The organism is Pacificoceanicola niger, assembly GCF_048553275.1.
Lineage (GTDB): Bacteria > Pseudomonadota > Alphaproteobacteria > Rhodobacterales > Rhodobacteraceae > Pacificoceanicola.
In genome coordinates this window covers 12,483-35,444 of record NZ_JBLZMW010000009.1, presented here as the reverse complement: position 1 = coordinate 35,444, position 22,962 = coordinate 12,483, and the positions used below count along the sequence as shown (strand labels likewise).

Here is a 22,962-nt window from a genome sequence, read left to right as displayed (position 1 = left end):
CGATCCGCTAGGGTTCTGCCACAAGATCAAGTGTCCGGGGGCGCAACGTGCAAAGATTCGACCGCTATATGCTGTCGCAATTGATGGTGCTTTTCGGATTCTTCGCCCTCGTGCTTGTCTCGGTCTATTGGGTCAACCGCGCCGTGGTGCTTTTCGACAGGCTCATTGCGGATGGCCATTCTGCCGGGGTTTTCCTTGAGTTTTCAGCGCTTTCCCTGCCGTCTGTGATCGCGCTGGTGCTGCCTATGGCGGCCTTCGCCGCTGCGGTTTACGTGACCAACCGGCTGTCGAGCGAATCTGAACTGACGGTCGTTCAATCGGTGGGCTTTTCGCCCTGGCGACTGGCGCGGCCGGTGCTGGTGTTTGGCATTCTGATCGCCGCGATGATGGCGATGCTGACCCATGTTCTTGTGCCAGCCTCGCTTGAGCAGCTGCGCCTGCGCGAGCGCGAGATTTCCGGCTCTCTGACTGCGCGGCTGCTGCGCGAGGGCGTTTTCCTGCACCCCTCCAAGGGCGTGACCTTTTTCATCCGCGAAATCACCGAGACCGGAGAGCTGAACGACGTGCTGCTCTCGGACCGGAGGCAAGCCGGGCGGGATGTCAGCTATACCGCTGAAAAAGCGTATATTCTGCGCGATGACGAAGGGCCGAAGCTGGTCATGCTCACCGGTCTGGCCCAGACGCTGGACCTTGAGACCAATCGCCTGTCGACCACCAACTTCTCAGATCTGACCTATGACGTCTCTGCACTCGTCACCCAATCCGGCGTGGGACGGCGCAAAGTCAATTTCATTCCCACATGGGAGTTGTTGACGCGCACGCAGGCCGTCGCCGAGGAGGCGGGCGAGGATCCCGGCGAGGTCCTCGAAGCGGCGCATATGCGCTTTCAGAATCCGCTGCTGAGTGTCGTCGCGGCGCTGATCGGCTATGCCGGGTTGATGGTCGGCGGGTATTCGCGCTTTGGCGTGACGAAACAGATCGTCGGGGCGATTTTCCTGTTGGTTGTGGTCAAACTGGTGGAGAGCGGCGTCACCGATCCGGTGCGGGCCGATCCCCGGCTCTGGCCGCTGGTCTACCTGCCAAGCGTCGTCGGGGCGATCATCGTCTGGCTGCTGCTGTGGAGCGCCAGCCGCCCCTACCGACCCCGCCGAGGCGCTGCGCAGGAGGTGGCGCCATGACCCTGCATTACTACTTTGCGCGCCGCTTTCTCTGGCTCTTCCTGTCGATTCTCGCGGTCTTCGCGTTGTTTCAGGGGTTCGTGGACCTGATGGACGAGATGCGCCGCATCGACGGCGATCCCAGCCTGGGACAGCTGTTGCAACTGGTGGCGCTGAAGCTTCCGGAGGGGCTGTACCAGATCCTGCCGCTGGTGATGATCCTGTCGACCGTGGCGCTGTTTCTTGGGCTTGCGCGCTCTTCGGAACTGGTGGTGGCCCGCGCGGCGGGGCGCTCCGGCCTGACCGCCCTGCTTGCGCCGGTGACCGTGGCGCTGATCATCGGCGGGCTGACTGTCGCGATGCTGAACCCGGTGGTTGCGGCGACATCGAAACGCTATGCCGATCTGCGCGAGACCTATGAAAACGGCGGCGCCGCCGCGCTCTCCATCGGCGCGGAGGGGCTATGGCTCCGGCAGGGCGGCCCGCTGGGCCAATCCGTGATCCGCGCCGCCAGCGCCAACGCTGAAGCGACGGTGCTCTATGACGTCAGCTTTGTGATCTACGCGCCAGACAGCGGCCCGGCGCAGCGCGTGGTTGCGGAACAGGCGGAGCTGGGCGAGGCGGAATGGGTGCTGACGAACGCCAAGGCCTGGCCCCTGGCGGCAGGGTTGACGCCGGAATCCGGCGCAAAGATGCATGAGACGCTGCGTATCCCCTCCACCCTCACCCGCGAAAGCATCCGCGACCGCTTCGGCAAACCCTCGGCCATCGCGATCTGGGATCTTCCGGCGTTTATCTCCGATCTCGAAGAGGCCGGTTTTTCCGCCCGGCGCCATGTGGTCTGGCTCAACATGGAGCTGGCCCGGCCCGTGTTCCTGATCGCCATGATGCTCGTTGGCGCGGCCTTTACCATGCGGCCCACGCGCCTGGGGCGCACCGGCATTTCGGTGCTTTCGGCTGTTCTTCTGGGCTTTGGGCTCTATTACGTGCGCAACTTCGCGCAGATCCTCGGAGAGAACGGCCAGATCTCACCGGCGATGGCAGCTTGGGTGCCGCCGGTGGCATCGGTCTTGCTTGCCCTGGGTCTGATACTGCATATGGAGGATGGATGACTCGCATACTCCATATCTTGGTCCTGTTTCTCGGACTGACGCTGCCGCTGCCCACACTCGCCCAGCAAGCTGAGGCAGAGTCCGCCGACAATCCTCCGGCGCTGCTCATCGCCGATGAGGTCTTTGTCGAAAACGAAGACCTTCTGATCGCCACCGGCAATGTCGAGGCGCTGCACGACGGGGTGCGCCTGACCGCCACGCGCATCACCTACTCCAAGACCTCCGACAGCCTTAGCATCGAGGGCCCGATCCGCATCACCGACGCGGCGGGCAATATCCTGCTCGCGGATTACGCGGAAATGGATCAGGGCCTGCGCAACGGGCTGCTGCGCAGCGCGCGCATGATCATGGATCAGCAGCTGCAACTGGCCTCGGTCGAGGCCCGGCGCGTCGAGGGCCGGTATACGCAATTGTCAAAGGTCGCCGTGACCTCCTGTCAGGTCTGCGGCGATGACAGCGCCCCCCTCTGGCAAATCCGCGCGACGCGCGTGATCCACGATCAACAGGAGCGGCAGCTTTATTTCGACAATGCCCAATTGCGTGTTCTGGACGTGCCGATCTTCTACCTGCCGCGCATGCGCCTGCCCGATCCGACGCTGAAGCGCGCGCGTGGCTTTCTCATCCCCTCCCTGCGCAGCACCTCGCTGCTCGGTCTGGGGATCAAACTGCCTTATTTCATTCCGATCGGCGATCATCAGGACATCACCCTGACGCCCTATCTGTCGCCGGATACCCGAACCCTGGAATTCCGGTATCGCCGTGCCTTCCGCAATGGCGATCTTCTGGTCAACGGTGCGCTGACCGGCGACAGGCTGCTGCCGGATCAGGCGCGCGGTTATCTGTTCGCCGAAGGCAACTTCGATCTGAAGCGCGATTTCAAACTGAATTTCGATCTCAAGACCACCTCGGACGCGGCCTATCTCAATGATTATGGCATCAGCGGCGCTGACCGTCTCGACAGTACGCTGACCCTGACACGGGTGCGGCGGGACGAATTCATCGAAGCCGGGCTGGTACATTACGAATCCCTGCGCACCTCCGAAGACAACGACACGCAGCCAACGATCATCGGTTTTGCGCGCATGGAACAGCGAAAATATCCCCCCGTTCTGGGCGGTGAGTTGCGGCTTTCGGCCGAAGCGCATGGCCATTACCGCTATAGCTCCATCCCCTTCGACAGTGCGGATGCAGACACCGATGTGGACGGGCGCGACGTATTCCGCCTCAACGCAGAGGCCAACTGGCTGCGGCGTTGGACGCTGGCCGGAGGCATTCGCGCCGGGGTATCCACCCATCTGTGGCTGGACCGCTATGCCATCCGGCAGGACATCACCTCCGCCGCGGACGTCACCCGGGCAACACCCGGCGTCGCAATAGACCTGCGCTGGCCGTTTCAGAAGCAGGGCGCCGCCGGGGGCCGGACTCTGATCGAGCCGATCGTGCAATTCGGCTGGGTCGGGGGCGCGCGTCCGGGCAATCCCAACGACGAAAGCAGCCGTGTGGAATTGGACGAGGCCAACCTGCTCAGCCTCTCGCGCTTTCCCGCCGCCGACCGCCATGAACATGGCCGCACAATCGCCGCCGGGCTGCGCTGGATGCACGAGGCGCCTGCGGGCTGGGCCGCGGCGTTCACGCTTGGCCGGGTCTGGCGCGAAACTGCCGATCCTGAATTCACCCGCTCCTCCGGGCTCGAGGGAACGCAAAGCGACTGGCTGCTCGCGGGCCGTTTTGCCAATGCCTCCGGGCTGAGCCTCGTGGCGCGCGGCCTGCTGGACGACACGTTCCGCTTTTCCAAGGCCGAGGCGCGCGCGGGCTGGACCAATGAGCGCATGGATCTTGGCGCATCCTACCTGCTTCTGGTGACCGACCCGGCAGAAGACCGCGCCAGCGCCCAATCGGAATGGAGTTTCGATGGCAGCTACCGGATGAGCCGCCACTGGACCGGCTCCACCGAGTGGCGTTATGATCTGGCAGGACGGAACCTTGACCGTGTGGGGGTCGGCCTGCAATACCGCAATGAATGCGTTCAGGTGGATTTCGGGGTGCAGCGCAAGTATGCATCCTCTACCACGCTCGAACCGAGTACGGATTTCGATTTGACTGTCGCGCTGACGGGATTTGGCACCAGCGACAGCGCCAAGGAGTATCGACGCACATGCAAGTACTGACCCGCCTGTTCGCCCGCGCGGCCACTGTCGCAACCCTCGCGGCGCTGCCGTTGACCCTGGCGCCGGGGCAAGGGATGGCGCAGGGGCTGTTCCAGCCTGCGATCATCGTCAACGACGCGGTTGTGACCGGCTACGAGCTGCAGCAGCGTGCCGAAATGCTGCGCCTGCTTAATGCGCCCGGCGATCTGCAGAAACTGGCGCGCGAGCAGCTCATCGACGACCGGCTACGGCTGCAATCGGCGGCGGAAATCGGCCTCGTGCCCTCGCCCGAGGATGTGCTCGACGGCATGTCCGAATTTGCCGGACGCGCCGATCTGACACGGGATGAATTCATCAAGGTGCTGGAATCCAACGGCGTATCCGCCCAGACCTTCCGCGATTTCGTCAGGGCCGGTGTGGCGTGGCGCATGGTGGCGGGTGCACGCTTCGCCGGGCGTGCCTCTGTCTCCGATGCCGAGGTGGATCGCGCGCTGGCTGCCGGGGGCGGCAGCAGCAGTGTGCGGGTCCTGCTCTCTGAGATCATCATGCCGATGCAGCCTGCAGAGCAAGAAGCGGTGCGCGCCCGTGCCGCGCGGATCTCTCAGCTGACCTCGACCTCGGCCTTCTCCGCCGAGGCGCGCCGCTACTCCGCCACGCCCTCGCGCGGCAGCGGTGGCCGTCTGCCGTGGCGCGACATCAAGGAACTGCCGCCGGTGCTGCAACCGCTGGTACTTAACCTGAAGCCCGGCGAGGTCACTCAACCTCTGCCGCTGCCCAACGCCATCGCTCTGTTCCAGCTGCGCGATATCGAAGAGACGGGCTACAGCGCGCCAGAGATCGCCGCCGTGGATTACGCTGCCTACTACATGCCGGGTGGACGCTCCGAGGACACGCTGGCCCGCGCCCGCGTTCTCGAAGGGCGCGTCGATCGCTGTGACGACCTGTATGGTGTGGCCAAAGGTCAGGCGCCGGAGGTTCTGGAGCGGGGCACACTGCCGCCGAAGGACATTCCGACCGATATCGCCTATGAGCTGTCCAAGCTCGATCCCGGTGAGGTGTCTACCGCGCTGACCCGTGCGAACGGGCAGACGCTGGTTTTCCTGATGCTGTGCGGGCGCACCAATGCGATCACCGAAGACGTGGACCGTCAGGAATTCACCATCGGCCTGCGCAATCGCCGGATTGGCTCGCTTGCCGAAGGCTACCTTGCGCAGCTCCGCGCCGACGCCCGCATCATCGAAAAATGAGCCCCGCCCCAATCGCCGTCAGCTGTGGCGAGCCAGCCGGGATCGGTCCGGAACTGATCGAAGCCTGCTGGCGCGAGACGCGCGGGACAGTGCCGTTCTACTGGATCGGTGATCCCGCGCATCTTCCGGGCACGGTGCCCCATGCGGTGATCGACACCCCTGCCGCGCTGCCGGAGGGTGCGCTGCCGGTGATGCCGCTGCGCTTTGACGGGCCGCGCGTGGCCGGCACGGCGCAGCCGCACCAGGCTGCGGGGGTGATCGCCTCAATCGAACGCGGCGTTGCGGACGTGATGGCTGGACGGGCCTCCGCGCTTTGTACCCTGCCCATCCACAAGCAGGCGCTGGCCGAGGGGGCCGGGTTCATCCACCCCGGACACACCGAATTTCTGCAGCATCTGGCAGGCGCGGAAGAGGTGGTGATGATGCTCGCCTCCGAACAGCTCCGCGTCGTGCCGGTGACCATCCACATCCCGCTATCACAGGTGAAACAAGCCCTGACCCCGGCGCTGCTGGAGCGGCGGCTGCGGATCACCGAGGCCGCCCTGAAAACGCAGTTCGGCATTGCCAACCCACGCATCGCCGTCTCCGGTCTCAATCCGCACGCGGGCGAAGGCGGGCGCATGGGCCGCGAGGAGATCGAGGTCATCGTCCCGGTTCTGGACCGTCTGCGCAGTGAGGGCATGGACCTGATCGGCCCACTGCCAGGCGATACCATGTTCCACGCCGCCGCCCGCGCCCGCTATGACGTGGCGGTCTGCATGTATCACGATCAGGCGCTGATCCCGATCAAGACGCTGGATTTCGACCGGGGTGTGAACGTGACGCTGGGTCTGCCGTTCATCCGGACCTCGCCCGATCATGGCACCGCCTTCGACATTGCCGGTCAGGGCCTTGCCAATCCATCCTCGACGCTCGCCGCGCTGCGGATGGCGTGGACCATGGCGGGCGGCGCTGTATAAGGGGGCTCTGCCCCCGCCTCCGGCTCCCCCGGAGTATTTATCAAAGAGAAGAAGACATGAGCGCCATCGACGGACTGCCGCCCCTGCGCGAGGTGATCGCGACCCATGAGCTTCGGGCCAAGAAAAATCTCGGACAGAATTTCCTGCTGGATCTGAACCTGACATCCCGGATCGCCCGGGTCGCCGGGGATCTGTCGCAGACCGATGTGATCGAGGTTGGGCCGGGACCCGGCGGGCTGACCCGTGGGCTGCTGGCCGAAGGCGCGCGCAAGGTGCTGGCCATCGAGAAGGATTCGCGCTGCCTGCCGGCGCTGGCGCAGATCGGCGCGGCCTATCCCGGACGGCTGGAGGTGATCGAGGGCGATGCGCTCAAGATCGACCCGCTGGCGCATTTGACGCCGCCAATCGCGATCTGTGCAAACCTGCCCTACAATGTTGGCACTGAACTGCTGTTGCGCTGGCTCACGCCCGAGGTCTGGCCGCCGTTCTGGCAATCGCTGACGCTGATGTTTCAGAAAGAGGTGGCCGAGCGGATCGTGGCGCAGCCCGGATCGAAGGCCTATGGACGCCTCGCGATCCTGACCCAATGGCGGGCGGAGGCGCGCATTGCCCTGCACCTGCCGCCGGAAGCCTTCACCCCGCCGCCCAAGGTGTCGAGCGCGGTGATCCATCTGACCGCCCTGCCCGAGCCGCGCTTTCCCGCCGATCTGAAGGTGCTGGAGCGTGTGGTGGCCACGGCTTTCAACCAACGGCGCAAGATGCTTCGGTCCTCTCTCAAGGGGCTGACGCCAGCAATCGAGGATCATCTGACCGCCGCCGGGATCAGGCCGACGGATCGCGCCGAGCAAATCCCGCTGGAGGGCTTCTGCGCCTTGGCGCGTAGCCTCGCCACGGTCTGAAACACACAGCCACAACAAAAAGCCCGGATCCAGGATCCGGGCTTTTTGCCAGGTGACAGTGTCTTATTCGGCGGCGTCAGACGGCGTGTCCGCCGCAGGGGCCGGGGCGCTTTCGCCATCGGCGGTCGGTGCGGGCTCTGCCGGTTTCTTCGCGCGCGGCTTGCGCGGCGCGCGCGGCTTTTTCGGCTTGGGCTTTTCTTCGCTGGTCTCGGCCTGCGGCTGATCGGCCTTGGACTCGGGCGTCTCGACAAGGCCGGGGCCGTCGTCGTCACTCTGCACGTCAAAGATATCAGGCTGATCGCCGCTGCCTGCCGGGTTCTGACGCGGCTCGCGCCGCTTGCGCACGGGCCGCTGTTCGGGCTCATCGCTTTCACCGGCTGGCTGCGCGCTCTTGTCTTCGTCACGCGTGTTGCCTTGGGCGGCTTCCCGTTCGGCACGCTCGCGGTCGCGCTGCGCCTGGCGCTCGCGGTTCTCGCGTTCCTGTGCCTCGCGCTTGGCGTCCTGTTCCTTCTGCGCTTCGCTCAAAAGGCGCATGTAATGCTCAGCGTGCTGCTGGAAGTTCTCCGTCGCAACCCGGTCATTGCCAAGCGCGGAATCGCGGGCAAGCTGGTTGTACTTGTCGATGATTTGCTGCGGCGTACCGCGCACCTTACCCTCCGGACCGTTGCTGTCGAACACACGGTTCACAACATTGCCAAGAGAGTTGTTGTTGTTTCGGTTGCGGTTGTTCTTGTTCCGCGAACGAGATTTGGAAGATCGCATGTTTTTGACTATCCAGCCTGATTTTCGACTGTTTCGTGACCTTTGCGGCGCATCCTGCACCAGGAAAAATTGGGTCACCTGAATGTTGGCTTGATGTCGGGCGCGACCACGGCGGATGCGATCAAGCCACTCGACGCACACTTCTAAACACGGATGGACAGTATGGAGCAAGGAGAAATCCGGCTTTTCCGTCGATTTGACGCGGTTTTCAGCCGGTTTTTGCTTCCTGCGTCGCGATAACCACACGATCGCGCCCGTCGAGGTCGGTGATCACGGTGATTCCCCGCAAACCTGCACCGGCCATCAGCGCAGCCACATCCGCGCCCTGGGTCGGGCCGATCTCGACGATCAGCCGCCCGCCCGGCTCAAGGTGGCCCGGAGCACAGGCACAGATCGCGCGATAGGCACTCAGCCCGTCCGCCTCATCGGTCAGGGCCATGCGCGGTTCATATTCGCGCACCTCCGGCGCCAGCCCCGCCATTTCGGACCGCGCGATATACGGCGGGTTGGAGACGATGAGATCGAAGCTGTCCGCGGCATCGAGCGGCGCGCACCAGCAGCCCGCCCGCAGATCGGCCCGCCCCTCCAGGTTCAGCGCATTGCGATTCCAGAAGGCCACGTTGAGCGCTGCGTCACTCAGATCGATGCCGACACCCACCGCTCCCTCGCGCTCTGACAAGAGTGTAAGCAGGATGCAGCCCGACCCGGTCCCAAGGTCCAGAACGGAGGCAAACGGCTCGGCCAGCGCGGCCTCGATCAGGGTCTCGGTCTCCGGGCGCGGGTCCAGCACATCGGGTGTGACCAGCCAGTCCCGACCATAAAACTGCCGCCGCCCCGTCAGATGACTGACCGGCACACGCGCGGCCCGGCGCTGGATCATCGCGCTGAAGATCTCCTCCAGGTCGGGATCGACCGGTTCGGGCAAAAACAGCGTCAACCGCCCCGGCGGCACCTTGAGCACATGCGCCAGAAGCCGCCGCGCATCGCGCCCGGCGTCAGGCACCCCAGCCGCCGAAAGCGTGGCCGTGCCACGGGCAACAAGCTCGGCCCCGCGCATCTCAGCGCTCCATCTCGGCCAGCAAAGACGCCTGATGCTCGGCGGTCAGCGCGTCGATGATCTCGTCTATGTCGCCTTGCATGATCTGATCGAGCCGGTAGAGCGTCAGGCCGATGCGATGGTCCGTCATGCGCCCCTGCGGGAAGTTATAGGTGCGGATGCGCTCTGAGCGATCGCCACTGCCGACCTGAGACTTCCGGTCCGAGGCGCGGGCGCTGTCGATTTTCTGCCGTTCGGCATCGAAAAGCCGCGCGCGCAGCACCTGCATGGCGATCTCGCGGTTGCGGTGCTGCGACTTTTCCGAGCTCGTCACAACGATGCCCGAGGGAATATGCGTGATCCGCACGGCGGAATCGGTGGTATTCACGTGCTGCCCACCCGCGCCGGAGCTGCGCATGGTGTCAATGCGGATGTCATTGGGATTGATGGCGATATCCACCTCCTGCGCCTCCGGCAGGACCGCGACCGTGGCCGCCGAGGTGTGAATTCGCCCGCCGCTTTCGGTCTCCGGCACGCGCTGCACCCGGTGCACACCGCTTTCGAACTTCAGCCGGGCAAAGACCCCCTCGCCCTTGATCCGCACCACGAGCTCCTTGAGCCCGCCAAGACCGCTGAGCTGTTCCTCGATCACATCCCACTGCCAGCCATGCTGCTCCGCATGGCGCTGATACATGCGCGCAAGATCCCCGGCAAAGAGCGCCGCCTCATCGCCCCCGGTGCCGGGGCGGATCTCCAGAACCGCGGGCCGCGCATCCGCGGCATCGCGCGGCAGAAGCGCAAGCTGCACCGCATGCTCCGCCTCCGGCAGGCGCGCCTTCAGCGTTGGCAGTTCCTCTTCGGCCAGCGCCCGCATCTCCGGATCGCTGAGCATCGCCTGTGCCTCCGCCAGATCGGCGAGCAATTGTTCGTATTCCTCGATCTGGGCGACCACGGGCCTGAGCTCTGCATATTCGCGGCCAAGCTCGGCAATATCGCCGCCGCCCGCGCTCATGCGGGCCTCGACGAATTCAAGGCGTTCCTTGATCTGGTGCAGGCGTTCGGTCGGGATCATCCCGCGTGCATTGCCCGGAATATTCGCAGCGTCAACCCTCTGCGGCCCTCAACGCCTGCAGCCAGCCGTCCACCCGCTTGCGGTTCACGCCCATATCTGACGTGCCGAACCGCTGGCGCGCAAAAATCTCCAGCTGATCTTCGCTCTGCTGCACGGTTGTATAATCCGGAAAGCCCATCCACAGGCTGCGCGTGACGTAAGTGGCCCGGCCCGCCTCCGGTCCTCCGGCGAGCAATTCCGTGCGCGGCGTGGCAAGGATGATGCCATTGAGCCGGACAAAGCGCCCCTCTTCGGCATCAATGCGCCGACGCACACCGCTGGCCAGGTCCTGATCAGCGGTCACCATGGGATCCACGTTCCACACCGCCGGATCAGACGGGGCAAAACGGATCCAGGCCAGCCCACCGACCGCAAGTATCAGGATTGCAAAGAAAACCATGCGCACGGCAGTGCTCCGATTGTTGATATGTTGTCGTCCCCCACCCCCGAATGACACGGGCGCGGGGGCATTTGAAAGAGGGTTACGAAAATTTGACACAAACCCGCCGACCTGGCCCCGTTCGACGTCTGTTTTCCGCCGATCGGTCCACTTGACAGGCAACGATCAACGCCGGGTCCAGCCCCAGAGACAAAGCAATTCCGTCGCGACATGCGCCGCCGCCGTGGCGGTGATGCTGGCATGATCGAAGGGCGGAGAGACCTCGACCACGTCGCCGCCGACCAGGTTGATACCCTTGAGCGCCCGCAACATGGCCAGCGCCTGCCAACTCGCCAGCCCACCGCTCACCGGGGTGCCGGTGCCGGGTGCAAAGGCCGGATCAAGCGCGTCAATGTCGAAGGTGATGTAACAGGGATTTTGCCCGACGATGTCGCGCACCTCCTCCATCAGCGCCTCTGGCGTGCCCCGGTGACAGGCGGGCGCATCAATGATGTGAAAGCCGATGGTATCCGGGTTATCGGTGCGAATGCCGATCTGCACGGAGCGCTCCGGCACGACCGTGCCTTCTTTCGCGGCCTTGTACAGAAAGGTGCCGTGATCGACCCGCGAGAAATCGTCATCCGCCCATGTATCCGTATGAGCATCGAACTGTATCACGCTGAGTGGACCGTATTTTTCCGCATGGGCCCTGAGCACGCCGAGGGTCACGGAGTGATCGCCCCCAAGCGCGATACAGGCGGTTTCCGTCGCCAGGATCCCGGCGACATGCGCCCGGATGCGCTCGGGCACTTCGGAGGGCATGGCATAGTCGAAGGCCATGTCGCCATAGTCGGCAATCGCGAATTCGCTCAGCACGTCATAACCCCAACCATAAGGTGCATCGCAGGGCTGTAACAGCGAGGCCTCGCGGATCGCCCGTGGCCCGAGGCGCGTGCCAGGACGGTTTGTCACCGCCTGATCGAACGGCAGGCCGGTGACCGCCAGATCGGCATGGGTCAGGTCCTTCGTATAGCGACGGCGCAGGAAGGATGTCGCCCCGGCAAAGACGTTCTCGAACGACGGCCCCTTCAGATCCTCGCGGGTAAAGGCATGATCTATCTGGGCTTTTGCATCTTCAAGCGCCATTGGTTCTCTCCCTCATTTGGCGGTGTCGAGCGGCAGGGCGCGCTCGATAAGGGTGGCAAAGAACGAAGCGCCAATGGGCGCGATCGCGTCGTTGAAATCGTATTTCGGGTGGTGACAGACCGGCGTGTCCCCCTGGCCAAGGAACAGGTACGCGCCGGGACGGGCCTGCAGCATGTAGGAAAAATCCTCCGCTGCCATGATCGGCTCGCAATGCGCATCGACCCGCTCCGCGCCGACGACGGTGCGGGCAACCTCGGCGGCAAAGGCGGCCTGCGACGGGTGATTGACCGTCGGCGGGTAGCCCTCTTCATAGGTCAACGTCGCGCTTTGTCCGAAGGATTTCGGCGTAAACTCAACGATCTCCGCCATACGCGCCCGCGCAATCGCCTGCACATCCTTGTCAAAATAACGCAGCGTGCCGACAATGCGGGCCGTGTCCGGGATGATGTTGGTGCCGCCGTCGGCGTGGATCTGGGTCACCGTGATGACAAGCTGATCCAAGGCATTGATATTGCGGCTGACGATGGTCTGAAGCGCCTGTACGATTGCGACGGCGGGCATGACCGGATCCTTCGCCTGATAGGGCATCGCGCCGTGGCCACCGACGCCCTGCACGTCGATGTAGAAGGTGTCGACCCCGGCCATGAGCGGCCCCGGCGCGGTGTGAATGTGGCCTTCCTCACCGCCCGGCATGTTGTGGATGCCGAAGACTTCGTCGATGCCAAAGCGCTCCATCACGCCCTCTTCGACCATGATGCGACCGCCGCCTTCGCCCTCTTCCGCGGGCTGGAAGATCAGCGCGACCTTTCCCGCGAAATTCCGTGTCTCCGCAAGGTACTTGGCCGCCCCGAGCAACATGGTCGTATGCCCGTCATGGCCGCAGGTGTGGGCGACCCCGGGAACCTTGGACGCATGGGCGGTGCCCGACAGATCATCCATCGGCAGCGCATCCATATCTGCGCGCAAACCGATGGTTCGGCCCGGCGCGCGGCCTTCGATGATGGCAACGACACCGGACGTGGCGATGCCGGTGTGGACCTCGGAAATCCCGAAGGAATCCAATTGCTTCACAATGAAGGCGGCGGTCTCGTGGCACTCCAGCCCAAGCTCTGGATGTTGGTGAAGATGACGGCGCCACGTCTTGAGCGTGTCGGCCATATCGGCGATGGAATTGAGCACTGGCATGCGGGGTGTCCTTTTGGAGGCACACTGCACCCGGAACGTGGAAAAGAAAAGCTGTTCGCGTTCATGGGCGGTCTTCGTTTTGGCCATTAATATTTTTTCCTATGGGCCGCAGAGGATTGGGGGCGGACCTTCAGAAATCCGGCACGATCCGTTAATTTGAAAGCTTTGCACGAAAAAACGGCTGCAACGTTTTGATTAATTTAAATTTTAGCGCCGAAAAATCGTCGAGCAGTCGATGCGCTGGACTTTGGCTCAGCAATGTCGCAAGGCTTGGGTGACGTGCATGAAGAGGCAATGCCATGAGCGACGAATTGATCCACAATCCGAAGGGCGGCATGCCGCGGCTGTTGGCGATCATGCGGGCGCTGCGCGATCCGAAAACGGGTTGTCCCTGGGATCTCGAACAGGACTTCGCATCAATCGCGCCCTACACCATCGAAGAGGCCTACGAGGTGGCCGATGCCATCGAGCGAGAGGCCTGGGACGAGCTGAAAGGCGAGCTTGGGGATCTGCTGTTCCAATCGGTGTTTCACGCGCAGATGGCTGAGGAAAAAGGGCTTTTCAGCTTTGATGACGTCGCCGACGGGATGAGCGACAAGATGGTCGCGCGCCATCCGCATGTTTTTGGCGACGAAAGCCGGAACAAATCCGCCGAGCAGCAAACCGCCGATTGGGAGGCGATCAAGGCGCGGGAGCGCGCCGCGAAAGCACGAGCGGGCGTTCTGGACGATGTGGCGATGGGCCTGCCGGCGCTTATGCGGGCCGTCAAACTTCAAAAACGCGCTGCAAGGGTCGGATTCGACTGGCCTTCGACCGATCAGGTCATCGACAAGATCGTCGAGGAAGCGCAGGAATTGCGGGAAGCGACGGATGCCGCGCATGCCTTCGAAGAATTTGGCGATTTGCTGTTCGTCATGGCCAATCTCGCACGGCACATGGATATTGATCCCGAAGAGGCCCTCCGCGCAGCGAATGCGAAATTCACGCGCCGGTTCAAGTACATAGAAGCCGAGCTTGAAGCGCAAGGGCGACGCCCCGAGAATAGCGACCTGCAGGAAATGGATGCGCTTTGGGATCAGGCCAAAGCGCGGGAGAAGGCGCGTTAAGCCAGGAGTTTTCGTTTCAGGACAAGACGGTGCGCGACCTCGCAACCGGGTGGCTGGAATACGCGATTTTTTTAGTCACCTATTGACCCGATAATTTTAGTCGGGTTTAAGACTGGCAATGCAAAATCCAGATTCGACGAGGAGACCCCATGTTTCTGCGCCTTACCTCTGCCCTCGTGGCCCTGAGCATCGCCGCACCGGCATTCGCCCAGGAGGTCAACCTCTATTCCTATCGGCAGCCGGAGTTGCTCAAGCCGCTTACCGACGCCTTCACCGAGAAGACCGGGATCAAGGTGAATACCGCTTTCCTCGACAAGGGTATGGTTGAGCGACTGAAAGCCGAAGGCCGCCGCTCTCCTGCTGATCTGATCTTTACCGTGGATATCTCGCGGCTTGGCGCAGCCGTTGAGGCCGGTGTCACGCAGGCGGTGACCAGCGACGTGCTGACCGCCAACGTGCCGCCCGCCTATCACGATCCTGAGGGCCATTGGTGGGGTCTGACCACCCGCGCGCGCATCGTCTATGCCTCCAAGGATCGCGTGGACCCCGCAGAGGTGACCACCTATGAGGACCTTGCCGCTCCGAAGTGGAAAGGCCGTATCTGTACCCGCTCCGGCACGCACCCCTACACCGTGGCGCTGGTCGCGGCGATGCTGCACCACCACGGCGAGGAAGAGACCAAGACCTGGCTTCAGGGCGTGAAGGACAACCTCGCACGCAAGCCGCAGGGCAATGACCGCGCGCAGGTCAAGGCGATCTGGGCCGGGGAGTGCGACATCAGCCTCGGCAACACCTACTACATGGGCAAGATGCTGAGCGATCCCGAGCAGACCGAATGGGCCAATTCGGTCAACGTGCTTTTCCCGGAGTTCGAGAACGGTGGCACCCATGTGAACATCTCCGGTGTGGCCATGACGGCTGCGGCTCCGAACCGCGATAACGCTCTGAAAATGATGGAATTCCTGACGACCCCCGAGGCGCAGGAAGTCTATGCCGAGGCCAATTACGAATACCCGATCGCGCCCGGTTCGGAGGCTGCGGATCTGGTCAAGAGCTGGGGCTCGTTCGAGGCCGACGACACCAACCTGATGACGCTGGCCGGCCTGCGCGAGGATGCGCTGCGGCTGGTGGAAGAGGTCGATTTCGACGGCTGACACCGGCTTGGGTGAGTGGAAACGAAGGGCGGCTCTCGGGCCGCCCTTTTTCGTGGTCCGCTTCGCGTTCTGCCACGGCAGGCGCTTTGGTGTCGGAGGCGACATGCAACCTTTTTGACCCCAGGCGCGTTGACCCAGTGTCCTTCACAACTTTCAGGCCACATCATGTACCAATCGCCCTCCTCCGTTCCGGACGCCGTAACAGAGGCGCCAGCGCCGCAGGGACTTGGGCAGATTGCGGTAATCGCGAACACCGCGTCGGGCACCAATGCCATGGACAGCGCCGCCATCGACCGCGCCATCGACATTCTCGGACGGGACCAGGCGCGGCTCTATTACTGGTCCCCCAAGGACAGCCCCGAGACCGTGGTGCGCAAAGCCCTGCTTGACGGCGCACAGACCATCGTGGCCGCCGGGGGCGATGGAACGGCGATGGCGATCGCAGGCGCGGCGCTTGGTCAGGCGTGCACGTTCGGCGCTCTGCCCCTTGGCACCTTCAACTATTTCGCGCGCGGGCTGGGCTTGCCGGAGGAGCCGGACGCAGCGGCGCGGGCAATGCTGGATTGCACGCCCCATGACATTCGCGTCGGCACGGTGAATGGCCGGGTGTTTCTCAATAATGCCAGTCTCGGGATTTATCCCTCTGTGCTCAAGCGGCGCGAGACGGTCTATCGCCGGTGGGGACGGCACCGGATCATGGCGCATTGGTCGGTGATTCAGACGTTCTTGCGATTTCAGCGTCCGATGCGCCTGACGCTCTATGCGGACGGGCAGACGATCGAACGGCGCACGCCGCTGTTGTTCGTATCGCGCTCGGCGTTTCAGTTGGAGCGGTTCGGTCTCAAGGGCGGTGACGTGATCAGCCACGATGGTTTCGCGGTGCTGATCGGGCGCGGTGACACGCGACTGGATCTGTTTCGGACGGCCTTCCGGCTGGTCTCGCAGACGGCGGAGCCGGGTCGTGATTACGAGTTCCTGCCGGTGCGCTCGCTGGATGTGCACACGGAGCGGCCGCGCGGACTGATCGCCTATGACGGGGAAAAGGCGCGGCAGGTGGCACCGTTCCGGTTTCGCATGTCAACGCAGCGTCTGACGGTGTTGTTGCCTCCGGAGGCCGCGCGTGAGGGTGCGGCATGAGCCGCTTGATCCACCTCTCCGACCTGCATTTCGGCACGGTCGATCCGCAGTTGCGGGCGCCGCTTCTGGAACAGATTGCCGAATTGAATCCGGCGCTTGTGGCCGTGTCCGGTGACCTGACCCAACGCGCGCGCCACCGGCAATTCGCCGAGGCACAGGCCTTCCTGGCGCAGATCCCGGCGCCGGTGCTCAGCGTACCCGGCAACCACGACACACCGCTCGACAACCTGTTCGTGCGCTTCATACGCCCGTTTGGGCGCTACAAGCGGCATATCTGCCCCGATCTGGAGCCGGTTTACGAAGATGACACGATGATCGTGATCGGGGTGAACACCGTGAACCGGTTCGCGTGGCAGAGCGGCAAGATCGGTCGGGGGCGGCTGGCGCGTCTGGCGTGGCGGCTGCGCGGGGCGCACGGCAAGCTTCGGGTGGCGGTGCTGCATCATCCACTGGAGCATGCGCCAGGCGTCGACAAGCGGCTGATGCGCGGGGCAGATCAAGCCCTGGCGGCGCTGTCGCGCTGCGGCGCGGATGTGGTGCTCTCCGGACACCTGCACCACGCGGTGGCGGCCCCATCGAGTGCGGTGCCGGATGTGTTGTTCGTGCAGGCCGGGACCGGGCTGTCGACGCGGCTGCGCAACGGTCAGCGCAACAGCTTCAACCAGATCGACGCTATCGGCGATGATCTTCGGGTTGTGACATGGACCGCCGCGGACACGGGCGAGCCGCGGTTCGTGCCGGGGGAGGACAGCTTGTGGACCTGCCATGACGGTTCATGGGCCCAGCGATCGGACACGACACCAAAGCGCCGGGCACTGCGCTGAACCCACGCGATGGCGGGCCGGGCGTCTTTGCTCCGTCAGGAGCAAACAGCGTCAGACACGCCAGCGCCCCTGCTGCGGCAAAATGCAAAACGGCGCCCCGAGGGACGCCGTTTGGTAATTCCGGAAACCGGAGCTTACTGCGCTTCGGTGATGAACTTCACCGCGTCGCCGAAGGTCTGGATGGTCTCGGCTGCGTCGTCCGGAATCTCGATGCCGAACTCTTCTTCGAAGGCCATGACGAGCTCGACGGTGTCGAGGCTGTCGGCGCCCAGATCGTCGATGAAGGAGGCGCTTTCGGTCACCTTCTCTTCTTCCACGCTCAGGTGCTCGACCACAATCTTCTTAACGCGATCTGCGATGTCGCTCATGTTTCTTCCTCACTTGTTCGGGCCATATCTGCCCATTTCGCCTTCGCCCCGGGGGGTCGGCATTCGGTGCCCTTTCGGGCGGCTAAACCGGTGCTACCCGGCCCTGACCATTCAACGCGAAGGCGCCCCTCGGCCAAAATCTGGGGGGCCTATAGCATACCCCGGTGGGATGGCAAATGCTTTTCCCGACCGGATCACGCAACCCTTTACAGCATGGCCATGCCACCGTTGACGTGCAAGGTGGTTCCCGTTACGTAACCTGCTTCGTTCGAGCTCAGGTACAAAACGGCGGCGGCAATTTCCTCCGGTGTGCCCATGCGCCCGGACGGGATCTGGGCCAGAATGCCGGATTTCTGATCATCGGTCAGCTTGTCGGTCATGGCGGTGGCGATGAAGCCCGGTGCCACGGCGTTCACCGTGATTCCGCGCGTCGCCACTTCGTAGGCCAACGACTTCGACATGCCGATCATCCCGGCCTTGGCGGCAGCATAGTTGCCCTGCCCCGGGTTGCCGGTCGCGCCGACGATGGAGCTGATGTTCACGATGCGGCCCCAGCGCGCTTTCATCATGCCGCGCAGTACGCCTTTGCACAGGCGGAATGTGGCGGTCAGGTTGACCTCCAGAACCTGCGCCCATTCCTCTTCGGACATACGCATGAAGAGGTTGTCGCGGGTGATGCCAGCGTTGTTGACGAGGATGTCGATGGCGCCCATGGCCTCGATCGCCTGCTTGGGCAATGCGTTCACTGCCTCCGCATCGGAAAGGTTGCAGGGCAGCACATGGGCGCGCTCGCCCAGTTCGGCGGCCAGCGCGTCGAGCGGCTCCTTGCGGGTTCCGGAAAGGCCGACGGTCGCGCCTGCCGCGTGCAGCGCCCTGGCGATCTCGCCGCCGATGCCACCCGATGCGCCGGTGATCAGCGCGCATTTTCCTGTCAGATCAAACATGTCTCTCTCGCTTTTCGGTCTTTGAGCAAACCCCTTGTGGCGGCGTTTGCAGGTCTTCGAAGGCAGGATCCGGTCGCGCCGGTCAGGCGGCCAGACTCGCCCCAGCGGTCTTGGCATCGGCCGCGGTGCCGACGTTGCCCACGGTGGCGGGCTTGTGGATGCGGCGGACCATGCCCGAGAGCGCCTTGCCCGCGCCGATTTCCCAGAATTCGGTGACCCCCTGCGCCACCATCCATTCGACGGACTCGCGCCAGCGGACAGAGCCGGTGACCTGCTCGATCAGCAATTGGCGGATGGTATCGGGATCGCTGACCGCCTCGGCCCGCACGTTGGCAACGAGCGGCACCTTCGGCGCGTGGATCGTCGCCTTGGCCAATGCCTCGGCCATCACGTCGGCGGCGGGCTGCATCAGAGCGCAATGGAACGGTGCGCTGACCGGAAGCAGCAGCGCGCGCTTGGCTCCGGCATCCTTGGCGATGGTAACGGCGCGCTCGACGGCGGCCTTGGTCCCGGAGATCACCACCTGCGCGGGATCATTGTCGTTGGCCGCCTGACAGACATCGCCCTCGGCGGCCTGTTCGGCCACGGCGCGGACCGCTTCCAGATTCAGGCCGAGGATCGCGGCCATTGCCCCTTCGCCGACCGGCACGGCGGCCTGCATGGCGGCGCCGCGCGCACGCAGCAGACGCGCGGCATCGCCAACGCTGAGCGCGCCCGCGGCAGTGAGCGCCGAGTATTCCCCAAGGCTGTGACCCGCGACAAAACTGGCTGCCTCGATGCTCATGCCCTCGGCTTCGAGCGCGCGCATCGCGGCAAGCGAGGTCGCCATGAGTGCCGGCTGGGCATTGGCGGTGAGGGTCAGCTGATCGGCCTCGCCCTCCCAGATCAGGCTTGAGAGGGGCTCGCCCAGGGCCGCGTCGACCTCGTCGAACACGGCTTTGGCTGCCGGATAGGCCTGAGCGAGATCGCGGCCCATTCCGATGGTCTGAGCGCCCTGCCCGGGGAAAATGAATGCGCGGCTCATGTCGGCCTCTCCTCCGTCTTCTTTCTTGTTCGCTGGACCGTCGTCCTTGACGCTAGGGCTTACAGGGCTGCGCGAGCGCGGGCAAGCGCCCGGCACAGGGAATGTGCGCGAATGGAGATTGCATGCTGCGGCGCAACGGTTAAGTCGAAAGCAACCATATCGAGGGACCAGTGTCATGGCTTTGCAAAATACTTCCACGCGTTTCGGGAGCCTGTCGAAGGCTCTGCATTGGGCGATCGCCTTGGGAATCCTCTTGATGATCCCGCTTGGCGTGATTGCAAGCGACGCGCCCTATGGCACCGCCGAAGAGCTGGCATGGAAGGCGCAGCTGTTCTCGGCGCACAAGACCGTCGGCGTTGTGTTGTTCGGTCTTGCGCTGATCCGGATCGCATGGATGATCACGCAACCCAAGCCCGCGCCGCTGCATCCGGAGCGCAAGCTGGAGACATGGCTTGGCGAGACGGTGCATTGGGTGCTGTATGGCGCCTTGGTTCTGGTGCCGCTGACCGGTTGGATTCACCACGCGGCGACGACGGGATTTGCGCCGATCTGGTGGCCGTTCGGGCAAAGCCTGCCTTTCGTGCCCAAGGATGAGGTGGTGGCCGGTCTCTTTGGCGGGATGCATGTGATTGCGAAAAATGTGCTGATCGCCAGCCTGCTACTGCACATCGCCGGGGCGTTGAAGCATCACTTCGTGGACCGGGATGCCACGTTGCGGCGGATGCTGCCGGGACGCGCCGAGGCCGGTGTGCCGGGTGCCGGATCGCATGGGTTCGCGGCAATCGTCGCGGTGGCGGTCTGGGCCGGGGCGCTTGGCTTTGCGCTCCTTCCGGGCGGCAGTCAGGCGGAGGGCGGCGGCCCCGCGCTGGCGCAGGTCGAGAGCGAATGGACCGTGCGGGACGGCACGTTAGGCCTTGCGGTGCAACAGATGGGCAGCACGGTCAACGGCAGTTTTTCCGATTGGCAGGCGGCAATTTCCTTTGCCGGACCGGAGGCCGACGCGCCGCAGGGGGAAGTGCGGGTCGAGGTTGCGATTCCCTCGCTGACGCTGGGATCGGTGACCAAACAGGCGCTCGGGGCGGATTATTTCAACGCAGAGGCCTATCCGACGGCGGTCTACACAGGCGAGATCTTCGCGGTGGAGGGTGGCTACAAACTGCGCGGGGCACTGGATCTGAAAGGCACGCAGGTGCCTTTGACCATGGACTTCACGCTCGATCTCGACGGCGATACGGCTATGGCCAAAGGTGAGGGGACGCTGGATCGCCGGGACTTCGGCATTGGCGAGAGCATGACCGATCCGGGACAACTTGGCTTTGAGGTGCTTGTCAGCTTCGAGCTGACGGCGGTGCGCGGCACGGCGGAATAATCTGCAACGGGACGATCATGCATGATCGTCCTGATTTCATCCCTGAAACGACCCGCTCTCATGGCGAACCGGCACAGTGTGCCGGTTTTGTCGTATCATGGGGTCGTAGCACGCCGCCCCGAGCAAAAAAATCCGCGCCCCGAAGGCCGGGACGCGGATCGTTTCTGACTTTCCGAGCGCTTATTTGATGCGCTGACCGTTTGCCAGGACATGGCCCTGATCGTTCACTTCGATGACCGATGTGGCGGTGTCGGGCTGGGAGCCGGGAACGGTGAACATGGAAAGCATCATCCGGGCGCCCATGGCGTCCTCTTCGGACATGAAGCCCATCTGGATGATCTTGTCGATCAGCCCGTTGGCGCCGGAGACGGAGAGGTTCAGCTTGCCTTCGGGGGCCGGGAACCCGTCGAAGCTTTCCGTGTCCGAGTTGTCGAAGGTGAAAGCGCCCTCGCCGGAGATCTTGCCGCCGGCCGCTTCGACCAGCAGGCTGTTGAGGGTGACGGCGTTAAGCTCGCCCGGCATGACCTCGCCGCGTTCGAGTTTGGTCATGTCGTCTTCGTTCAGCAGGCTGATAAAGGGAGTGACTTTGGCGGTCAAATCGGCCGAGATCGTCGCCGGATCACGCGGCAGTACCCCGGCCGGGTCGATCATACCCCAGATCATGTCGGAGGTTTCAAACCCGCCGAGCGTGATGCCGATGGCAGCGTCCTGCGGTTCTTCGGATTTTTGCAGCGGCACGGCAAAGGTGAAGGCGGTTTCTGCCATCGTCGCGTTGATCGGCAACGGGATGTCCCCGCCCTGGATCGCGACGACCATATCGGTATTGCCTGCCTCGTAGCGCATTGCATCTTCGGACATGCCGAACTCGATAGTGCCGGATGCGGTGGTCACGGTGCCTTGGGTGCGATTGCCACTATCATTGGCATCGAAGCTCATGTCGAAACCGGAGTGCGACAGCTGCGCTGCCCCGGCAAAGCCCTTTGCGAGCATCCCGGCCATGTCGGTATAATCCATGTCCTCAGGCACCATGCTCTCGCTGCCGGATTCGATGTCGGTCATGGTCAGCGAGAAATTGCCGCCATTGTCGGTGCCCGGCTCTGCCGCCATGCCGGTGACGGTCAGGGTGCTGGCGTTCAGGGTCTGGGTGATCATGCGCATGCTGTCGGCCAGATTGAACGCGCTGGAGCCGCTCAGTCCCGCCATCATCAGCTGCATGGTCGCCATCTCGCGGGTGATCGTTTCGCCATCTACGACGAGGTTGGTCAGCGTCAGTCCCAGCGAATCCGCAGTGTAATCATAGGTCATGACATCGGGCGTGCCGGAGACCGTCATGTCGAGGCCTTCATAGGAATAGTCAAAGCCCAGCTCGACCGGGTCCCCCTCGATATCCATGGATACGGTGATCGGCATCGGCGAGGGCCACGTGATGGCCACCGTGCCGTCTCCGTTGTCGGTCAGGGACATCTCGCCCATGCCGACGATGACCGAGCCATCCGCGTCGGGGATATCCATGGACATGGTGATGTCGCTGACGGTGAGCGTGTCACCAGACATGGATTCGCTGGCTTCCATCTCATAGCCCATGCCGCTCATGTAGCTTTCGAGGTTCCCCCAGACGTCGGCCGGCGTGACATCCGCAAGGGCCGGGCTGGACATCGCACAGACGGCCAGAACGGAAACGGTGCTAAGGTGTTTCATGAATATCCTCATTGGGTCGATATGAATTCTCTCGCCTCAGTGTCGGCGTGTGGCCGATCCGGGTCAAGGGACTGGATTCCATACTTTGTTCGCATTACCTCTCTCACAGGACACGATCAGGTTATCGCCCCTGCCCGCTGCTCCGCGCCGCAGAGGGTGTCGCCCCCGGACGCGAGGGGGCCAGTCTCCCTCGATCCG

21 protein-coding genes are annotated in these 22,962 nt (G+C 63.7%); 11 read left to right on the top strand and 10 right to left on the bottom strand.

The features are described 5' to 3' along the window. The first annotated feature begins 68 nt into the window (after positions 1–68). The 6 genes from lptF to rsmA are packed head-to-tail and all read left to right on the top strand — an operon-like array spanning position 69 to position 7,521. Entirely contained in the window at positions 69–1,178 is a 1,110-nt protein-coding gene (gene lptF / locus ACN2XU_RS12655; RefSeq protein ID WP_419410953.1) for an LPS export ABC transporter permease LptF, read from the top strand. Next, complete coding sequence (lptG, locus tag ACN2XU_RS12650; protein WP_419410808.1) at positions 1,175–2,269, top strand: LPS export ABC transporter permease LptG; 1,095 nt, start codon at positions 1,175–1,177, stop codon at positions 2,267–2,269. Before lptF ends, lptG begins: the two co-directional genes overlap by 4 nt. Beyond that, positions 2,266–4,437 (top strand): LPS-assembly protein LptD, encoded by a 2,172-nt coding sequence (locus ACN2XU_RS12645; protein ID WP_419410807.1) that lies wholly within the window; start codon positions 2,266–2,268, stop codon positions 4,435–4,437. The genes lptG and ACN2XU_RS12645 overlap by 4 nt, the downstream gene beginning before the upstream one ends. Further along, on the top strand, positions 4,425–5,663 hold the full coding sequence (locus tag ACN2XU_RS12640; RefSeq protein ID WP_419410806.1) for a peptidylprolyl isomerase: 1,239 nt from the start codon (positions 4,425–4,427) through the stop codon (positions 5,661–5,663). Before ACN2XU_RS12645 ends, ACN2XU_RS12640 begins: the two co-directional genes overlap by 13 nt. Beyond that, positions 5,660–6,622 carry a 4-hydroxythreonine-4-phosphate dehydrogenase PdxA gene (gene pdxA / locus ACN2XU_RS12635; RefSeq protein WP_419410805.1) on the top strand — a complete coding sequence of 321 codons (963 nt, stop codon included), beginning with the start codon at positions 5,660–5,662 and terminating at the stop codon, positions 6,620–6,622. The genes ACN2XU_RS12640 and pdxA overlap by 4 nt, the downstream gene beginning before the upstream one ends. A 56-nt stretch (positions 6,623–6,678) precedes the next feature. After that, complete coding sequence (rsmA, locus tag ACN2XU_RS12630) at positions 6,679–7,521, top strand: 16S rRNA (adenine(1518)-N(6)/adenine(1519)-N(6))-dimethyltransferase RsmA (protein ID WP_419410804.1); 843 nt, start codon at positions 6,679–6,681, stop codon at positions 7,519–7,521. A 63-nt stretch (positions 7,522–7,584) separates the two neighbouring features. Here rsmA and ACN2XU_RS12625 read toward each other — a convergent pair whose 3' ends face one another. From ACN2XU_RS12625 to ACN2XU_RS12600, 6 genes are all read right to left on the bottom strand, one after another. Next, positions 7,585–8,283, bottom strand: coding sequence for a DUF4167 domain-containing protein (locus ACN2XU_RS12625; protein ID WP_419410803.1), 699 nt, complete (start codon positions 8,281–8,283; stop codon positions 7,585–7,587). Positions 8,284–8,491: 208 nt separating this feature from the next. Further along, positions 8,492–9,340 (bottom strand): peptide chain release factor N(5)-glutamine methyltransferase, encoded by an 849-nt coding sequence (gene prmC, locus ACN2XU_RS12620; protein WP_419410802.1) that lies wholly within the window; start codon positions 9,338–9,340, stop codon positions 8,492–8,494. A 1-nt stretch (position 9,341) separates the two neighbouring features. After that, complete coding sequence (gene prfA / locus ACN2XU_RS12615; RefSeq protein WP_419410801.1) at positions 9,342–10,391, bottom strand: peptide chain release factor 1; 1,050 nt, start codon at positions 10,389–10,391, stop codon at positions 9,342–9,344. 31 nt (positions 10,392–10,422) lie between these two features. Next, positions 10,423–10,830, bottom strand: a complete 408-nt coding sequence (locus tag ACN2XU_RS12610; protein WP_419410952.1) for a DUF1499 domain-containing protein — start codon at positions 10,828–10,830, stop codon at positions 10,423–10,425. Between the two features lie 165 nt (positions 10,831–10,995). Beyond that, positions 10,996–11,955, bottom strand: coding sequence for an agmatinase (gene speB / locus ACN2XU_RS12605; protein WP_419410800.1), 960 nt, complete (start codon positions 11,953–11,955; stop codon positions 10,996–10,998). A 12-nt stretch (positions 11,956–11,967) separates the two neighbouring features. Beyond that, positions 11,968–13,140, bottom strand: a complete 1,173-nt coding sequence (locus tag ACN2XU_RS12600; protein ID WP_419410799.1) for a M20 aminoacylase family protein — start codon at positions 13,138–13,140, stop codon at positions 11,968–11,970. Positions 13,141–13,439: 299 nt separating this feature from the next. Here ACN2XU_RS12600 and mazG point away from each other — a divergent pair, with 299 nt between their 5' ends. The 4 genes from mazG (at position 13,440) to ACN2XU_RS12580 (ending at position 17,361) form a co-directional block, all read left to right on the top strand. Beyond that, positions 13,440–14,246 carry a nucleoside triphosphate pyrophosphohydrolase gene (gene mazG / locus ACN2XU_RS12595; protein WP_419410798.1) on the top strand — a complete coding sequence of 269 codons (807 nt, stop codon included), beginning with the start codon at positions 13,440–13,442 and terminating at the stop codon, positions 14,244–14,246. Between the two features lie 149 nt (positions 14,247–14,395). After that, entirely contained in the window at positions 14,396–15,400 is a 1,005-nt protein-coding gene (locus ACN2XU_RS12590) for a Fe(3+) ABC transporter substrate-binding protein (protein ID WP_419410797.1), read from the top strand. A 165-nt stretch (positions 15,401–15,565) separates the two neighbouring features. Continuing rightward, entirely contained in the window at positions 15,566–16,537 is a 972-nt protein-coding gene (locus ACN2XU_RS12585) for a diacylglycerol/lipid kinase family protein (protein WP_419410796.1), read from the top strand. Then, complete coding sequence (locus ACN2XU_RS12580) at positions 16,534–17,361, top strand: metallophosphoesterase family protein (RefSeq protein ID WP_419410795.1); 828 nt, start codon at positions 16,534–16,536, stop codon at positions 17,359–17,361. The genes ACN2XU_RS12585 and ACN2XU_RS12580 overlap by 4 nt, the downstream gene beginning before the upstream one ends. 134 nt (positions 17,362–17,495) lie before the next feature. Here ACN2XU_RS12580 and ACN2XU_RS12575 read toward each other — a convergent pair whose 3' ends face one another. From ACN2XU_RS12575 to fabD, 3 genes are all read right to left on the bottom strand, one after another. Continuing rightward, the gene (locus tag ACN2XU_RS12575) at positions 17,496–17,729 is read right to left on the bottom strand and encodes an acyl carrier protein (protein WP_094035528.1); all 234 of its coding nucleotides are present in this window, start codon (positions 17,727–17,729) and stop codon (positions 17,496–17,498) included. 206 nt (positions 17,730–17,935) lie between these two features. Beyond that, positions 17,936–18,673, bottom strand: coding sequence for a 3-oxoacyl-[acyl-carrier-protein] reductase (fabG, locus tag ACN2XU_RS12570; RefSeq protein ID WP_419410794.1), 738 nt, complete (start codon positions 18,671–18,673; stop codon positions 17,936–17,938). A gap of 82 nt (positions 18,674–18,755) precedes the next feature. After that, positions 18,756–19,697 carry an ACP S-malonyltransferase gene (gene fabD, locus ACN2XU_RS12565; RefSeq protein ID WP_419410793.1) on the bottom strand — a complete coding sequence of 314 codons (942 nt, stop codon included), beginning with the start codon at positions 19,695–19,697 and terminating at the stop codon, positions 18,756–18,758. Positions 19,698–19,872: 175 nt separating this feature from the next. Between fabD and ACN2XU_RS12560 the strand changes: the two genes are divergently transcribed. Then, complete coding sequence (locus ACN2XU_RS12560) at positions 19,873–21,066, top strand: cytochrome b/b6 domain-containing protein (protein ID WP_419410792.1); 1,194 nt, start codon at positions 19,873–19,875, stop codon at positions 21,064–21,066. A gap of 180 nt (positions 21,067–21,246) precedes the next feature. Here the strand turns inward: ACN2XU_RS12560 and ACN2XU_RS12555 are convergent, their stop codons facing one another. Then, positions 21,247–22,764, bottom strand: a complete 1,518-nt coding sequence (locus tag ACN2XU_RS12555; protein WP_419410791.1) for a hypothetical protein — start codon at positions 22,762–22,764, stop codon at positions 21,247–21,249. Positions 22,765–22,962 lie beyond the last annotated feature (198 nt).

Excerpts from the sequence above, each read along its gene's own strand:
- lptF (WP_419410953.1), top strand. The coding sequence starts at position 69 with ATGCTGTCGCAATTGATGGTGCTTTTCGGATTCTTCGCCCTCGTGCTT.
- lptG (WP_419410808.1), top strand. The coding sequence starts at position 1,175 with ATGACCCTGCATTACTACTTTGCGCGCCGCTTTCTCTGGCTCTTCCTG.
- ACN2XU_RS12645 (WP_419410807.1), top strand. The coding sequence starts at position 2,266 with ATGACTCGCATACTCCATATCTTGGTCCTGTTTCTCGGACTGACGCTG.
- ACN2XU_RS12640 (WP_419410806.1), top strand. The coding sequence starts at position 4,425 with ATGCAAGTACTGACCCGCCTGTTCGCCCGCGCGGCCACTGTCGCAACC.
- pdxA (WP_419410805.1), top strand. The coding sequence starts at position 5,660 with ATGAGCCCCGCCCCAATCGCCGTCAGCTGTGGCGAGCCAGCCGGGATC.
- rsmA (WP_419410804.1), top strand. The coding sequence starts at position 6,679 with ATGAGCGCCATCGACGGACTGCCGCCCCTGCGCGAGGTGATCGCGACC.
- ACN2XU_RS12625 (WP_419410803.1), bottom strand. The coding sequence starts at position 8,283 with ATGCGATCTTCCAAATCTCGTTCGCGGAACAAGAACAACCGCAACCGA.
- prmC (WP_419410802.1), bottom strand. The coding sequence starts at position 9,340 with ATGCGCGGGGCCGAGCTTGTTGCCCGTGGCACGGCCACGCTTTCGGCG.
- prfA (WP_419410801.1), bottom strand. The coding sequence starts at position 10,391 with ATGATCCCGACCGAACGCCTGCACCAGATCAAGGAACGCCTTGAATTC.
- ACN2XU_RS12610 (WP_419410952.1), bottom strand. The coding sequence starts at position 10,830 with ATGGTTTTCTTTGCAATCCTGATACTTGCGGTCGGTGGGCTGGCCTGG.
- speB (WP_419410800.1), bottom strand. The coding sequence starts at position 11,955 with ATGGCGCTTGAAGATGCAAAAGCCCAGATAGATCATGCCTTTACCCGC.
- ACN2XU_RS12600 (WP_419410799.1), bottom strand. The coding sequence starts at position 13,140 with ATGCCAGTGCTCAATTCCATCGCCGATATGGCCGACACGCTCAAGACG.
- mazG (WP_419410798.1), top strand. The coding sequence starts at position 13,440 with ATGAGCGACGAATTGATCCACAATCCGAAGGGCGGCATGCCGCGGCTG.
- ACN2XU_RS12590 (WP_419410797.1), top strand. The coding sequence starts at position 14,396 with ATGTTTCTGCGCCTTACCTCTGCCCTCGTGGCCCTGAGCATCGCCGCA.
- ACN2XU_RS12585 (WP_419410796.1), top strand. The coding sequence starts at position 15,566 with ATGTACCAATCGCCCTCCTCCGTTCCGGACGCCGTAACAGAGGCGCCA.
- ACN2XU_RS12580 (WP_419410795.1), top strand. The coding sequence starts at position 16,534 with ATGAGCCGCTTGATCCACCTCTCCGACCTGCATTTCGGCACGGTCGAT.
- ACN2XU_RS12575 (WP_094035528.1), bottom strand. The coding sequence starts at position 17,729 with ATGAGCGACATCGCAGATCGCGTTAAGAAGATTGTGGTCGAGCACCTG.
- fabG (WP_419410794.1), bottom strand. The coding sequence starts at position 18,673 with ATGTTTGATCTGACAGGAAAATGCGCGCTGATCACCGGCGCATCGGGT.
- fabD (WP_419410793.1), bottom strand. The coding sequence starts at position 19,697 with ATGAGCCGCGCATTCATTTTCCCCGGGCAGGGCGCTCAGACCATCGGA.
- ACN2XU_RS12560 (WP_419410792.1), top strand. The coding sequence starts at position 19,873 with ATGGCTTTGCAAAATACTTCCACGCGTTTCGGGAGCCTGTCGAAGGCT.
- ACN2XU_RS12555 (WP_419410791.1), bottom strand. The coding sequence starts at position 22,764 with ATGAAACACCTTAGCACCGTTTCCGTTCTGGCCGTCTGTGCGATGTCC.